Source organism: Microcoleus sp. AT9b-C3 (assembly GCF_036705485.1).
Taxonomy (GTDB): Bacteria; Cyanobacteriota; Cyanobacteriia; order Cyanobacteriales; family Microcoleaceae; genus Microcoleus.
In genome coordinates this window covers 227,581-241,409 of sequence record NZ_JAUBUR010000003.1, presented here as the reverse complement: position 1 = coordinate 241,409, position 13,829 = coordinate 227,581, and the positions used below count along the sequence as shown (strand labels likewise).

The following is a 13,829-nucleotide window of genomic DNA, read 5'->3' as shown; positions in this document are numbered from 1 at the left end:
ATGCACAGAGGATTCCCATCATGTTTACAGAAGAAAAAACTCTCAATAATCAAGCTATCGCTGTCGTCGCCGATACTGCTTCTCAATCAACTCTTGCAGTTGCTGAAGCCTCTGGAATCATGAAACCCACTTTGCGACGCGGTTCTACAGGTCAAGCGGTCAAGGAACTACAACAGCTTCTATTTCATTGGGGATATTATTTCGGTGCGATCGATGGTATTTTCGGCGTCTATGTTGAAAACGCCGTCAAAGGCTATCAACACCGCGTCTTTTTAGCTGAAGATGGGATTGTCGGTTCTCTAACCTGGCAAGCACTATACTCTGGTGCACCTGTGAATATGCCGACTCTGATGATTGGTAGTTCAGGTAATGCTGTCAAAATTGTTCAGAATGTCTTGAAATTGAATGGATACTATTTCGGTTTTGTTGACGGATACTTCGGGGTTATGACCAAAGTAGCGACCATCCAGTTCCAAACGATTAAGGGTTTACCAGCCGATGGAATTGTCGGGCCGAGAACTTGGCACGCTTTGAGCAAGTTACCGCACTAAACAACGGTATATCTCACTTGTATAGGACTTACGTGCTGACTCTAATTGTAGGGTGCGAAACCCGCACCTTACAACTACAGGTAGTGTAGTTTCTCAGTTATTGCGTAAGTTTTGTTAGTTAAGCTTTAATCATTTATGAGGTTAATCAAATGACACATTCTGCTATCCTTGAAGCTCCAGCAAATTCTGCCGAACATGGACAAGATGTGGCTGAATTTTTGCAGGAAGATAATGGACACTACTCGGCAATGCGAGCGATGAGTTTTATTGCACTGATTGCAGCAATTGTGTTTGGCGTCATCACAATAACTAGCAAGAATGCTGATGGCAAATATATTACAACTTCTTTTTTAGTTGCTGCTTTTGCACCAAAAGCTGTTCAAAAATTTGCAGAACGTCCTTAAACAGTTGACAGTTGACAGTTGACAGTTGACAGTTGACAGTTGCGGGCGGAGTTTTTAGGACAATGATTTAAACTGAACTTCTGCCTACGAGGGGAAGTTCAGTTGTAAAATCTCTCAACGATCGCCCTTATTTGCTCTATCAGTTCGCTTTATTCTTCTACCCGATAGCCCAATTCGGCTAAACGGGTGCGAGACTGCCGCCACTTCGGCTGCACCTTGACAAATAGCTCCAAATACACTTTGCCTTCAATTAACTTTTGAATCTGTTCCCGGGCCGCACTGCCGATCGACTTGAGCATACTGCCGCTTTTACCGATTAAAATGCCTTTTTGGGAATCTCGTTCGACGTGAATTGTCGCTAGAATGCGGGTAATTTTTGCTTCTTCTTGAACGATGTCGATCGCAATTGCTACAGAATGCGGCACTTCTTCCCGCGTCAGCAGCAAAATCTGTTCCCGAATCAATTCGCCCATAATAAAGCGTTCCGGCTGGTCAGTCACCAAATCTGGCGGGTAATAATAAGGCCCAACCTCCAAATGTTCGATTAACAATTGTTGCAGCGGCTCGACACCCTCGCCCGTGAGAGCCGAAAATTTCACCACCGGCCACTCAGGATTGACAATTTGCTCGTAAGTGCGATCGATCAACACGGAATCCTCCGGTTGTTCGTCCAACTTATTCATCCCCAAAATCACCGGAACTTTGCAATTGCTGAGAATTTCGACAATATATCGATCGCCCCCTCCCGATTCCACCGAACCATCCACCACAAACAGCACTACATCCACCGACTGAATCGCGGTGCGGGCATTCTGCACCAAAACCTTGCCCAATTGGTGATGTGGCTTGTGAATTCCGGGAGTATCTACAAAAATAATTTGTGCTTCCGGTGTCGTTAGGATGCCCCGCAGCCTGTTACGTGTCGTCTGAGACACCGGGGAAGTAATCGCAATTTTCTGCCCCACCAACTGATTCATCAGCGTTGATTTTCCGACATTCGGGCGTCCGACAATACCCACAAAGCCCGATTTGTAACCCGCCGGAGCTGCGGGAACCCCCATAATGTCCGATACGTCGATAAATTTACTATCTTCCACCAAAATCACCTATTTTCAAGCCCCTTCTCTGTCTATTGTCGCCTGAAAATACTCAAACGCCCATCGATGCACTGTAGCATCTTTCTCGCCCTGGTATAGCGCGCCACACTCAAACCTCGATCGAGCCGCTTTCCCAGTGTTAAAACATGATACGCGATCGGCAAAACTTGATATCTGAGACAAAATTTGATAAAGTTCCAATGACATCGCTCAAAAATGAATCATTCTGGTAAAACCGACTCCCAAATGCTGTAACAGCTTCAGATGTGTAAATATCTAACTCAACTGAAACTATTCTACAGTTTGTCAGGCAAACCAGTTTTAACATTTTTGAAGATGTTTGGTAATAAATTAGGTAAGTTTAACTCAAACTCAAAAGCTCAATATCATCAGGCGCTTTCTTAATAAAAGCTAGTGTCTTTTGAGCCTACCTAAATTAGTGCTAATCGTCATAAAGTTGAGGAGATGAATCGAATGAAATCGAAATTATTTTGGAGTGCCTGCACCCTTTTGGTAGCAAGCTTGCCTGTTCCCGCATTGGCTCAAACAAGCCCTCCCACCAGCCCTCAAGCAGGTATTGACTACAAGGGTGGCTCGAAGAATTACCAGTTGGTACCGGGCAGAATCCAGGACAGAACGTTGCCCAGAGCATTTGACTTTCCAATTATTACCAATGTTGGTACTGACACTAGCATTACCTCGGATTTCCTAATTACCGATCAGTTTCGCGCCCCAGCGGGTCGTACCGAATACACCGGAGCTCTCACCTCCTGGGCAGCATCAATCAGAGAATGTCTCGCCAAACAACCACTCTTGATTCGAGCCAGCACTAAGAACCCGATTCAGATTAATGGTAGAGTAGGCACGATTGTCAGAAACGCAAATAACCGTGCAGTTTGCAAATAAGCCAGCAATATCAAGGTCGCTAAATTGGCCGTAATTGCTGTAAGGGCGGGTTCACCAATATCTCCCATGCAATCATCGATACAGTAAACCCGTCACCGCAGCGATATTGGGGTCAATCGAGGCTAGTTGATATAACTTCCGCTGTCGTTAAAGATAAAAACTAGAGAGTGTTTTTGAACAAAAAGAGCAATAGAAAACCTATTGCTCTTTTTGTTGGCGAAATTTCAATTAATATCTATTAGGGCTTCTATGATATCGGCTGAAACGACATCATATAAGAGGTTTGTAGTGAGGAATGCAAGTCCTTATCAAAGTTTAAGGACTTGCATTCCTCACTGCAAACGACATAATTACGCAGAAACCAGATTTTTTCCCAAAAATCCCGTCGAACCCTAGGGATATGGATTTTAACACCTGGTTTATCAAAGTTTGTCTGCGTAATTCACGATTTAGTAGCGCAAAATTCATGTGTACTCAGTAAAATTTCGCCATAATCAGGAATCCAAGCTAGCCACTGTTCTTCCGAACATTCACACAACAGCCACGCTTCGTCAAAGCTGAATGCGGTTGGCGGATTGAACAATTTAACCCACATAGAAGGAGTCAATTTTGGTGCAGGTACGGCGCAGCCAAATTTTTCCCAGTCGCGGACACTGGCGAAGCTTCCGGGCGTTGGTTGGGATTGCCAAGTACGAATATCTGTTTGCAGTTGCATAATTACTCCTGTCTAGCTAAGAGTCTGCACCAGGGCCCGGCTGAAACAACGCAGAGCGAAGGCGCAGATAAACTTTGATTATGTAGTCTATGTTACGGAATTATCTATGGGAATGTGTAAGGTTGTAGCAAAAATTTACAATCGAGAGGAAAAAACTGGCTCAAAGCTGAAAAGGTCGATCGGTATTGTTCAGCTCGGCAAAAATCGCCTACCATAGCAAAAAACATCTGATTTATTTGAAAAATTCTGACATGAACCAAACTGCCAAATCCCAGTGGAAAACTCTAGACCGCTTTGTAGAAATCAACTCTCATTGGGTAAAACTAATCGCGGAACATCTCGAAACAACCGAAGGAAAAACAGTAGAATATTGGCGAGTAGAAAGAGCAGATTCAGTTGTAATCTTGACAATTCAAGCTGACAAATTGCTGTTTCCCCCACCGATGTATCGCCCCGGTGTAGCAGAAGCAACCCTGGATTTTCCCGGCGGTCGCGTACCAGCCGAAGGCACGCCAGGAGCGACTGTTCCAGCTATACTCAAGAAAGAATTAGGCGTGACAGAAAGTGCGATCGCCCGCATCGAACCGATTAACACCATTGGATGGGCAATAAACAGTTCCTTCTCCAATCAAAAACTCTACGGTTTTGTTGCAGAATTGCACCCTACAGCAACAGTAAGCCCCGAACTTATCGGTGCTGCATATCCTGCCACCCCAGACGGAATTCGCGACTTGCTCAAAAAATTAACTTGCCTCCAATGTCGAGCCTTACTGCTAGAATGGCAAAACCAAGACAATTTTAGATTTTAGATTTTAGATTTTGGATTGTCCCGCGACGCTAGCAATTGATATCATGTCCGGTCGATTACCCCCAATATGGTAGGGGCGGGTTAACCAACAATACTCGCCAATAATTGACAATCTCAAAAACCCGCCCCGGCTTTTATATTACGGTCAATCGATCGGACATGATATGACGATTGATTAAACCCAAATTACCGAAACTAATCATGCCTCTCAATAATGAAGTTGCTGTCGAATGCCTCGACGTTACATATCGTCTAAACCGCAGGCCTTTAGTAGACAAACTCAATTTCAAAGTGCTGCAAGGAGAAGTTTTAGTATTGCTGGGACGCAGCGGGTGTGGCAAAACTACTACCATGAAATTGATTAACAATTTACTAACGCCAAGCAGTGGCGAAGTTCTTGTCATGGGAAAACCGACAACTCAGTGGAACCCAATTCAACTGCGCCGAAAAATTGGTTATGTGATTCAAGAAATTGGTTTGTTTCCCCATTTTACCGTCGAGCAAAACGTCGGTTTAGTGCCAAAATTAGAAGGTTGGGAGGGCGATCGTATTCAATCTCGCGTCCGCCAACTGTTAGAATTAGTCAACCTCGACCCCCAGCACTTCGCCAAACGCTATCCCCATCAGTTATCGGGCGGACAGCGGCAGCGGGTAGGCGTCGCTAGAGCACTGGCGGCTGACCCTCCGATATTGTTAATGGACGAACCGTTTGGTGCTTTAGACCCGATTACTCGTCTGGAATTGCAGCGAGAATTCGGTCAATTGCAGCAGCAACTGGGTAAAACTGTGATTTTTGTGACTCACGGCATTCAAGAAGCTTTTTTGTTAGCTTCTAGAATAGGTTTGATGCAAGATGGACGGTTGATTGAATTGGCATCGCCCGCTGATTTTATGAAATCTCAGCATCCAGAAGCTCGCGCATTTCTTGAATGTTTGCAAGTAGCTAGATTTGAATGATTTTAGCAAAAATTTGATAATATAATTTTAGTAACTAAGCTGATAATCAAACGATGCACAGTCTTTACGAGACAGACTTCTATGCTTGGACGCAAGAACAAGCCAAGTTACTTCGCAAGTGTCAGTGGAGTCAACTTGACTTGCCAAATTTAATTGAGGAGATTGAATCTTGGGGCAAACAGGAACGTCAAGAACTTAGAAATCGTTTGAGCATTTTGCTGGGACATTTGCTGAAGTGGCAATATCAGCCCCAGCAGCGGAGTCGTAGCTGGCTGTCTACAATTCGAGTGCAGCGGCGGGACACTCAGAGACTGATACAGGAGAACCCAAGTCTGAAACCTTACTTGCAAGAAGCTTTCCAAGAAGCTTATCAAAACGGTAGAGATTTGGCAGTAGGAGAAACCGATTTACCTCTCAAAACATTTCCTCAAAATTGCCTTTACAGCTTAGAGGAAATTCTGGATTCTCGCTTCTATCCTGGTGAACCAAGTCCTGAAATAGAAAATGATTTATAAGGTTGACAGCAATCAGCAATAACCAATTACCCAATGATAATTTTTATCAACCGCTATGGTGCTGAGATAATTAAGCGCGCAAGTGAACACTTATATTTAGTAACTGTTGCAATTTTTATCGCTATTATGGTGGGGATTCCCCTCGGGATTTTAGTCACCAGAAAACCCAAATTGAAAAAGCCAATTTTGGGTTTTGCTAATATTATGCAAACAATTCCCAGTTTAGCTTTGTTTGGCTTGCTAATCCCGGTGCCGGTATTGGGTGGAATAGGCGATCGCACGGCAATTATCGCCCTCACTCTGTATTCTTTACTGCCAATTATCCGCAATACTTATACTGGTATTGTGGGCGTCGATCCAGCGATTACGGAAGCCGGAAGAGGCATGGGGATGACTGATATGCAACTGTTATGGCAAGTGGAAATTCCCCTGGCACTGGGCGTGATTCTGGCGGGGGTGCGAGTTGCTGCAGTAATTGCGATCGGACTCGCTACAATCGCCGCTGCAATTGGTGCGGGGGGCTTGGGGGTGTTTATTTTTCGCGGCGTTGCTACCGTCAACAATCAGTTACTTTTGGCTGGGGCAATTCCGGCGGCTTTGATGGCATTAGCTGCAGATTTTGGGCTGGGTTGGGTAGAAGCGCGCCTCTCGAAAAGTACCTTAAAAACTATTAATGAGGACTAAAATCCTGGCTACGTTCCGCCAGCGTTGTCACTATCTGCTAACCAGAAGCATTCGCAGGATTTGCTATCAGATTGCGGATTGCATTTGAGCGTTCAATGTACTCGCGATCGCTCAAAACAGCTTGGCTTCCCTCCAGCGAAATAGCATCTGCCAAATCGATCCAAGAACGACAACCGCCGTATTCAGGAATGTAGGGAATTTCGCGGCTTTCTGTAAGGCGATAAGCCCGCAGCAATAAAATATAAATTGGCTGAGCCTGTTTCCATTTCAGGCGATCGCTGACAAAAGTTTCATTCCAAATATGGTAAGGAAATAGCGCAGTAATTGCGGGTTCCCAAGCTACCAAAAAAACATCAGTAATCTCCGCCCAACTACCAATTCTAATAACTTCAGGATGCCAACCAGATTCAACTGTCTTGACTTGATGTGCAAACTCCGGCTTTAATAAATCCGGCTGTTGGTGTTCAAAAGTTGGATACAGCAAAACCTGTTTGTCAGTGACATTAAACTGTCCGGCTTGCTCGCGAATTCCCCCCTTCCGCAACAGCACAATCGTTTGACCTTGTTCCAAAGCATTAACTGCTACATTCCATTCTTTCAGCGCCCTAGTAGTTGATTTCATGGGAATTTAGTTGGGTTTCAACAATAGTAACAAAAATCGTTACTTTCAAGCAAGTACAGCCATTTCTTCCTGTTAAAATTGGCGTAGTCCTGACTATGCAGGACTACCCTTTATTGCTAAATTCTCACTGCAAAAGATGCTGCTAATTCCCGTTCTGGTTCCATACCAACTGTAGGTGGCATGGAACGATTTGCTACTTGCTCAATTAGTTGTAAATGTTGCGGCAGCATTTTAGCTAAACTGTAGCGTTCGAGGGCGGTTTGACGAGCTTTGATGCGAATTTCTGCCATGCGGGTAGGATGGTCTAAAACTTCATCAATGCGATCGGCTACTTGTTTCGGTGAGAAGTAATCGACTAGCAAACCGTTTTCTCCGTCACGGATAACTTCTCTGACTGGCCCTGTGTCGGAACCTATTACTAAACATCCCGTTGATAGAGATTCAATCATTGACCAAGATAGTACAAAAGGTCTGGTCAAATAAACGTGTACGTCGGATGCTTGAATTACTTTTAAATACAGTCCGTAAGGTAGGGGCCCGACAAAGTGCACTCGCGACAAATCTAGGGGGACTTTTTTGAGCATATAGTCTTTGTAAGACTCGCCGTTGGGTAAAGAACGTCCATAACAAACTCTTTCGGAACCAACGATGACGACGTGACAGTTGGGGCGGCGTTCTTGTACATAGGCGATCGACTCAATGAATTCGGGAAAACCCCGGTAAGGTTCCATTCCCCGCGATACGTAGGTGACAATTTCATCAACGCCCGACAAGTCTAAGTTAGGCAAAATTAGTTTAGCACCGGGGTCTGGTTTGAAGTATTCGGTATCTACGCCGTCGTGGAGTGTGGATAATTTTTGTTGTAATTCTGGCGGAAATTGCGATCGCTGCCAATAAGTTGGTGATAAACCCCAATCGCAAGAGTATAAATCGATCAAAATCGGCGCATTTTTGATTCTAATTCTGGCCATATCGTCAACTGTTAAAGGTTCCGCTGGGTCGAAATCTGCGTCGGAACCAATAGCATGATAAAACCACTCGAAATAACACAAAAGCGGGGTATTTGGAAAAGCTTCTTTGACAAACAATGTCGGCCCCCAACCGGAATGTCCGCAGATAATATCGGGTACAAAACCATCGGCTTTGAGTTGTTCTGCCATTCTAAATACGGCTTGTCCGTAGATGACGGCACTTTCTAAAGGGCGGACGTATTGGTGAGTCTGCGCGTGGGGTTCCCGGCTGGGGGTAAATGCTGCTTTGCGAACGCCGGGAATGTTCCACTCTGGGCGCTCGTTTTTAGTGCCGAAAACAATTTGATTTTTGGGATCGGCGCCTAAAGCCGTGATAATGTGGCGGTATTGGGCGGGGAAGTTGGGATGGAGAAATAATGCTTTCATTGTCAGTTGTCTGTTGACTGTTGACTGTTGACTGTTGACTGTTGTCTGTTGTCTGTTGACTGATAACAATCTAAAATCTAAAATCGATTGACTGTTGACTGTTGACTGTTGACTGTTGACTGATAACAATCTAAAATCTAAAATCTAAAATCTAAAATCGATTGACTGTTGACTGTTGTTAGTTGGAATAAAATATTTTGATTCAGCTAAAAAGCTTTGGTTTTATTCATTGGGGGTTGGTGCTTTGCAGATCCAGACGCAATCTCGCGGTACTGAAAATGTATTTTTCAGGATGATTTCATAGTTTAAATGATGGAGAAATTTTTCCATAATTGTATCAGTCATAACTGAAAATGCAGTGCCGTCTCGGTGCCCTAGCAAGTTTTTGTCCCACTCGCTGGCGAATTTTTGCCACCCTAATTCGCTAAAAATATTTGTGTGGTGAAACACGCAAATTCGATCGCCCCGCAGCAGTTTGGGAATTCGAGTCAGGTAGTTGAATATATCTACCGGCTCTACGTGTACCATTGTATCGTAACAAAAGCAGACATCGGCTGAACCGGGAGCGATGCCGTCTAATGTTAAACCGTCGAGTTTGACGTAAGAAACGCGATCGTCTCCCAAGCGCGATCGCGCCGCTTGCAACATTTGACTGGAAATGTCGGCACAAATTAGTCGATCGCAATATTTCAGCAGCAGCGAACCGGTTTTTCCGCCGCCGATACCAATTTCTAAAACCGTATGTTCTTTTTTGATGTACGGTGCAATAAATTGCTGTTCTATTAGCGCTTCGTATTCGGCTAAGGAGTTGGCGGCACCGGCAGCTTTACCTATCCATTCATCGCCAATATGGGCAAGTTCGGCATTAGTTTTTTGCCACTGTTGGGCGTAACTGTCCCAGGCCCTTTCATAATCTACTCTTGGGCGATCGGTCATTTTTTCATCGTTCATTTTTGATTATTTTATAGTATTGATGGCTCAATGTTCAATATGTTCCGCAATTCTTGGCAAATTATATTTAATCCTGCCAAAAGTCTACGAGGTGAGTTACTGCCCTTCACTGGGGCGGAGGCTGGCACTGTAAGATGACTAATGACGGCTGAAATATGCTTCGCAGAAAATCTCTGCATAAGCTTGAGTCATTTCCTCAAAAGTATTAAGTGAATCCAAGACATATTTAGCGTTTTCAGCTAACTGCTGGCGCAAAGATTTATCCTCCAGTAAACTTATCAAAGCTGCCACTAATTCGTCCGGGCGATCGGGCGTATAAAACAAACCATTAATTCCAGGCCTCACTTGTTCTCTAATCCCAAAAACAGGCGTTGTAACAATTGGCAAATCGCAGGCCATCGCCTCCAAAATCACTCTGGGAAAACTTTCGACGCGAGAAGTGCAAACAAAAATATCAGCCGCTTTGTAATATTTTCCCGTCTCCCCAGTTTCCGGGACTACTGTCACCCTTTGGCGCAAATCTTCGGGTAATTCCCCCACCAACTCGGCTAATTTATTACTGTAAATACTGGGGCGATCGCCCACAATAAAACACCTAATTGTATTGTGCCATTTTTCAGGTAAAAGTGAAAGTGCCTTAACTAAATCCTGCTGTCCTTTGCGTTCGCATACCGTTCCCAGCAGCAAAATTACCACATTTTCCGCTGCAACACCTAAAGTTTTTCTAGCCAATTCAGAATTCTCCGAATTTTCCAGTTTGCTCAAATCTAAGCCGTTGTGAATCACGCTAAAATTGTGGTGGCTGTTGAGAGGCAAATACCTATCCCGCGTTGCATCCGCCACAAAAATTACCTTGTAAGGATAGCGAAAACACTCTAAAGCTCTCGCCGCAATCTCCGAACCAAACCTGTTAAAATAAGTTTGCCAAGGTTCGCTTTCGTGCACGTTCCACACCACAGGAATTCCGATTTTGTGCGCCGCATCAACTACAAAAAAGTTTTCTAAAGTATTGGCATAAATTGTCTCTACTTTTAAACTGGCAATTTCTGTGCTAAAACTGCGGATGGCTTCATCATAAGCATCGCGCTGATAGATGTGTTCGAGAGGATTGTCGCGCACAATTACTTCAATTCCCTGCTGTTGGTAAGCTTGACGCAGGGGCCCGTCTGTTACGCAAAGTACGATCGGCTTAATCACACCGTCAGCCGCCAATTTCACCGCAATTTCGTACTGATGCAGCGGCGCCCCAGTAAAATCCAGCGAATTGCTGCACATCAAAACTTTGATAGGATGGATAGAACTGTTTGCTACTGATAACAAACCACAATCAGCCAATTCTAATTCTTCCTTATTCCTGACATCCGTTACATCCGTTACATCCGTTACAAAATCCGTTGCCGAACCTTCTTCCTTCATAAAAACCCGTCGGGGTTGAATATGAAAATACTCATCTTCTAAAGACAAGTGAGGACTGTAAAAACTGTCATTTTTCCCCGCATACTTGCGTCTAAAAGCCGCCACTTCTTGAGGATTGTCGGTAAAACCCCTAGAAGTTCCCTCTTTGTGCAACAACTCGGCATCGGGACAATATACGCACCGATAACCGCGTTCTAACAATCGGTATCCGTAATCTGCATCATTGTAAGCAACAGCAAAATTCTCCTCATCAAAACCGCCCAATTCTAAGAACAATTGACGCGGAGTAATCGTGCAAGCGGCTGTTACCGCAGAGTAATTTCGCGTTACCATTGCCTGAGAAAGATAGCCTCGATTATTCTTGTCCATCAGCTTAAAAGCGTGACCCGCCAAACCGTGATGCAGCCCGTGAATTACGCCCGCGTGCTGAATTCTGCCGTCGGGATATAACAGCCGCGCGCCGACTGCACCCACAGCGGGAATTTGAGCGTATCCCACCATTTGACTCAGCCAGCGGGGGTTAATTACTTCAGTATCGTTGTTCAAAAACAACACATATTCGCTGTCAACTTGTTCGACAGCGCGGTTGTTAATTGCTGCAAAACTAAACTTGCCCCCAGGATTTTTTATATGCAAAACTTGGCAATTTAATTGCTTTAAATATTCCAGAGTTTTCGGGTCGTCGCTTTCGTTGTCGATAACGGCAACTTGATAATTTTTGTATGTTGTAGTTTCTAGAGAATCCAGACATGATTTCAGCAATTGGAGCTGATTTTTAGTAGGAATAATTACCGTTACTGACGGGCCGTTATCCGGGAAATCCTGGGCAAATATGCCCAAATTTTCTTTAATAGCCCATGCGTGCTGAGCGACATTACCGTTAATTTTGCGGCGGTTTAGTGCGTCTTGAATAGCTTTTTGACCTGCGGAAAAACTGGCGGGTTTCGCGGCCCCAGATATGGCTGTAGAACCGGGTGCGGTTCGCCAGTGATACAGCACTAGCGGCAGGTGGGCGACGTGGCGAGAAATTTCGGTGGCTCTCAAGGCAAAATCGTAATCTTGCGAGCCTTCAAAACCTATCCGTAAACCGCCTATTTCTTCAAAAATGTGTTTTCTGACAGCGCACAAATGACCGAGATACATATAGGAAAGCAGCAGTTCCGGCGACCATTCCGGTTTGAATTGCGGGGCAAATCGGCGACCTTTGGTGTCGATTTTGTCGTCGTCGGAATAGAGAAAATCGGTGGCTGGATGGGTGGCAAAATATAGGGCGACTTCGCCTAATGCGTCGGGAGTTAGTTCGTCGTCGTTGTCTAAAAACAGGATGATGTCGCCTGTTGCGAGGGCGGCGGCGCTGTTGGTGGCTGCGCTGATGTTGCCGTTTTCTGTACGAAATGTGATGCGGATACGATCGTCCTTTTGAACCCAGCCTTTCAAATTTTCAGCAACAGTGAAATCGGTGCTGCAATCGTCGGCAATGCAGAGTTCCCAGTTGGCATAAACTTGATTGATTACGCTGTCGATCGCACTTTCGAGAAAATCTATCTGCGGGTTGTAAACTGGCATTACTACCGAAATTTTTGGCAGGGGTTCCCGGCACGATTTTAACCGAGAAATCAAGTAATCGCGCGCGCGATCGTTCCACTGATTCACCTCCAGCCAAGCGTCATATCTATCAATAGGTTGAGGCACCACAAAACCCGCAGGTGGTAGTAAATCTCCCGGCGCAGTAAACTGTTTTTGCTGCCGATAAATCTTCCCCAACTGGCGGAGCACTTTCACAATTTCCCAGGGCAAGGGCACAATTCTCCCAAGACGCTGTTTTCTCTCCCTCGCCCGCTGCTGAATGGCGGCTGTCAACCTTGATAACTCCTCAAACTTATCTGCACTTCGCTGCCAGATATGGTAGCGCCGCACAGTCAATTTTTTAGGCGCTTGAAAAGACAAAATTTCCCCGGTTTCTAACTCAGCTTGCAGAGAAACGTGCCATTCCCCTGGCGGCAAATCCACAAGGGCCTCAAAACCGCTTTCCGAACTGTTAACCCAGTCAGGAAACACTTCGCCGACATCTTTTCGCCGTAAACCGTAGGCGCATTCTACAGAAGTATCGCCGCACAATAAGCTTAATTTAGCAATTTTGCGATCGTGGTGGCAGCACCAACCTGCAAACAAAATTTGACCCTGACGCTGTTCCCACACTACTGGTACATCTAACGATGCTTGAATCGTGGAAACTAACAACGGATAAGCTGCCAACAAATGCCATTTACCTCGATCGTCTTGCGCTTCCAGTAGCACTTCGTGTCGTCCGGCAGACGCTTCCAATTGAATTGTAAAACCTGATTTCTTCGCAGCGGAAATATTAGAGTGTGCTAGCGCTATATCACTTCTATCTATGCCGTAAACCCCTGCAAAACTCTGGTCTTTAATTCTGGCGCGAACTGCTGTAGTCTCTCTTTTTTGGTGAAAAACCCAGCCGACAATTAGCAGGTTGGAATCACAAACTTGCCAAGTAGTGGGTTGATCTAACGAAAAAATAAATTTAGGGAACAAGTCGCGGATTTTGCGCTGAACTTCCCACAACTTTTCTCTCACTTGCCACCATATTGAAGACTTGATTATAGCAATTTCTGCACGAAAAATTTCATTTTCCTGGCGGGAGTTTTCTAATCTTTCCTGAGTTTGACTTTGTGCTGTTTCTAGCTGAATTAACTCAGCTAACTTTTGCTGCAATATAAATTCAGTCTCTTCAAATTGTACCTGAGTTTGCCCTAATTCTGCTTCTAATTCTAACACTTTCGCTAAA

General features: G+C 44.8%; 13 protein-coding genes. 7 read left to right on the top strand and 6 right to left on the bottom strand.

The features are described from left to right. Window positions 1–20 precede the first annotated feature (20 nt). The gene (locus tag QUB77_RS04525) at window positions 21–551 is read left to right on the top strand and encodes a peptidoglycan-binding protein (protein ID WP_333170026.1); all 531 of its coding nucleotides are present in this window, start codon (window positions 21–23) and stop codon (window positions 549–551) included. Window positions 552–700: 149 nt separating this feature from the next. Continuing rightward, window positions 701–955, top strand: a complete 255-nt coding sequence (locus tag QUB77_RS04520; RefSeq protein WP_333170028.1) for a hypothetical protein — start codon at window positions 701–703, stop codon at window positions 953–955. Window positions 956–1,104: 149 nt separating this feature from the next. Here QUB77_RS04520 and era read toward each other — a convergent pair whose 3' ends face one another. Next, entirely contained in the window at window positions 1,105–2,016 is a 912-nt protein-coding gene (gene era / locus QUB77_RS04515; protein WP_199292477.1) for a GTPase Era, read from the bottom strand. A gap of 510 nt (window positions 2,017–2,526) precedes the next feature. Between era and QUB77_RS04510 the strand changes: the two genes are divergently transcribed. Beyond that, window positions 2,527–2,958 (top strand): hypothetical protein, encoded by a 432-nt coding sequence (locus QUB77_RS04510; protein WP_333170029.1) that lies wholly within the window; start codon window positions 2,527–2,529, stop codon window positions 2,956–2,958. 442 nt (window positions 2,959–3,400) lie between these two features. Here QUB77_RS04510 and QUB77_RS04505 read toward each other — a convergent pair whose 3' ends face one another. Beyond that, on the bottom strand, window positions 3,401–3,673 hold the full coding sequence (locus QUB77_RS04505) for a hypothetical protein (RefSeq protein WP_333170030.1): 273 nt from the start codon (window positions 3,671–3,673) through the stop codon (window positions 3,401–3,403). A gap of 251 nt (window positions 3,674–3,924) precedes the next feature. Here QUB77_RS04505 and QUB77_RS04500 point away from each other — a divergent pair, with 251 nt between their 5' ends. The 4 genes from QUB77_RS04500 to QUB77_RS04485 all read left to right on the top strand — a co-directional run bounded on the left by QUB77_RS04500 (window position 3,925) and on the right by QUB77_RS04485 (window position 6,637). After that, window positions 3,925–4,482, top strand: a complete 558-nt coding sequence (locus QUB77_RS04500; RefSeq protein WP_333170031.1) for an NUDIX hydrolase — start codon at window positions 3,925–3,927, stop codon at window positions 4,480–4,482. A 200-nt stretch (window positions 4,483–4,682) separates the two neighbouring features. Beyond that, a complete protein-coding gene (locus QUB77_RS04495) occupies window positions 4,683–5,438 on the top strand; it encodes an ATP-binding cassette domain-containing protein (protein ID WP_333170033.1) in 756 nt (251 codons plus the stop codon). Window positions 5,439–5,491: 53 nt separating this feature from the next. Continuing rightward, window positions 5,492–5,953 carry a DUF29 domain-containing protein gene (locus QUB77_RS04490; protein WP_333170034.1) on the top strand — a complete coding sequence of 154 codons (462 nt, stop codon included), beginning with the start codon at window positions 5,492–5,494 and terminating at the stop codon, window positions 5,951–5,953. Window positions 5,954–5,986: 33 nt separating this feature from the next. Next, window positions 5,987–6,637 carry an ABC transporter permease gene (locus QUB77_RS04485; protein ID WP_333170035.1) on the top strand — a complete coding sequence of 217 codons (651 nt, stop codon included), beginning with the start codon at window positions 5,987–5,989 and terminating at the stop codon, window positions 6,635–6,637. Window positions 6,638–6,674: 37 nt separating this feature from the next. On the opposite strand, the gene QUB77_RS04480 is transcribed toward QUB77_RS04485, so the two are convergent. The 4 genes from QUB77_RS04480 to QUB77_RS04465 all read right to left on the bottom strand — a co-directional run. Next, entirely contained in the window at window positions 6,675–7,259 is a 585-nt protein-coding gene (locus tag QUB77_RS04480) for a DUF1802 family protein (RefSeq protein ID WP_333170036.1), read from the bottom strand. Between the two features lie 116 nt (window positions 7,260–7,375). Then, window positions 7,376–8,656: a glycosyltransferase family 4 protein gene (locus QUB77_RS04475; RefSeq protein ID WP_333170257.1), complete on the bottom strand. Its 1,281-nt coding sequence runs from the start codon at window positions 8,654–8,656 to the stop codon at window positions 7,376–7,378. 222 nt (window positions 8,657–8,878) lie between these two features. Further along, the gene (locus tag QUB77_RS04470; RefSeq protein ID WP_333170037.1) at window positions 8,879–9,607 is read right to left on the bottom strand and encodes a class I SAM-dependent methyltransferase; all 729 of its coding nucleotides are present in this window, start codon (window positions 9,605–9,607) and stop codon (window positions 8,879–8,881) included. A 138-nt stretch (window positions 9,608–9,745) separates the two neighbouring features. Continuing rightward, a partial coding sequence (locus QUB77_RS04465) for a glycosyltransferase (RefSeq protein WP_333170038.1) occupies window positions 9,746–13,829 on the bottom strand: 4,084 nt, incomplete at its 5' end.

What these genes read in the sequence shown, in the direction of transcription:
- QUB77_RS04485 (WP_333170035.1), top strand. Translation starts at nt 5,987, where the DNA reads ATGATAATTTTTATCAACCGCTATGGTGCTGAGATAATTAAGCGCGCA.
- QUB77_RS04525 (WP_333170026.1), top strand. Translation starts at nt 21, where the DNA reads ATGTTTACAGAAGAAAAAACTCTCAATAATCAAGCTATCGCTGTCGTC.
- QUB77_RS04520 (WP_333170028.1), top strand. Translation starts at nt 701, where the DNA reads ATGACACATTCTGCTATCCTTGAAGCTCCAGCAAATTCTGCCGAACAT.
- QUB77_RS04480 (WP_333170036.1), bottom strand. Translation starts at nt 7,259, where the DNA reads ATGAAATCAACTACTAGGGCGCTGAAAGAATGGAATGTAGCAGTTAAT.
- QUB77_RS04475 (WP_333170257.1), bottom strand. Translation starts at nt 8,656, where the DNA reads ATGAAAGCATTATTTCTCCATCCCAACTTCCCCGCCCAATACCGCCAC.
- QUB77_RS04510 (WP_333170029.1), top strand. Translation starts at nt 2,527, where the DNA reads ATGAAATCGAAATTATTTTGGAGTGCCTGCACCCTTTTGGTAGCAAGC.
- QUB77_RS04470 (WP_333170037.1), bottom strand. Translation starts at nt 9,607, where the DNA reads ATGAACGATGAAAAAATGACCGATCGCCCAAGAGTAGATTATGAAAGG.
- QUB77_RS04495 (WP_333170033.1), top strand. Translation starts at nt 4,683, where the DNA reads ATGCCTCTCAATAATGAAGTTGCTGTCGAATGCCTCGACGTTACATAT.
- QUB77_RS04500 (WP_333170031.1), top strand. Translation starts at nt 3,925, where the DNA reads ATGAACCAAACTGCCAAATCCCAGTGGAAAACTCTAGACCGCTTTGTA.
- QUB77_RS04490 (WP_333170034.1), top strand. Translation starts at nt 5,492, where the DNA reads ATGCACAGTCTTTACGAGACAGACTTCTATGCTTGGACGCAAGAACAA.
- QUB77_RS04505 (WP_333170030.1), bottom strand. Translation starts at nt 3,673, where the DNA reads ATGCAACTGCAAACAGATATTCGTACTTGGCAATCCCAACCAACGCCC.
- era (WP_199292477.1), bottom strand. Translation starts at nt 2,016, where the DNA reads ATGGGGGTTCCCGCAGCTCCGGCGGGTTACAAATCGGGCTTTGTGGGT.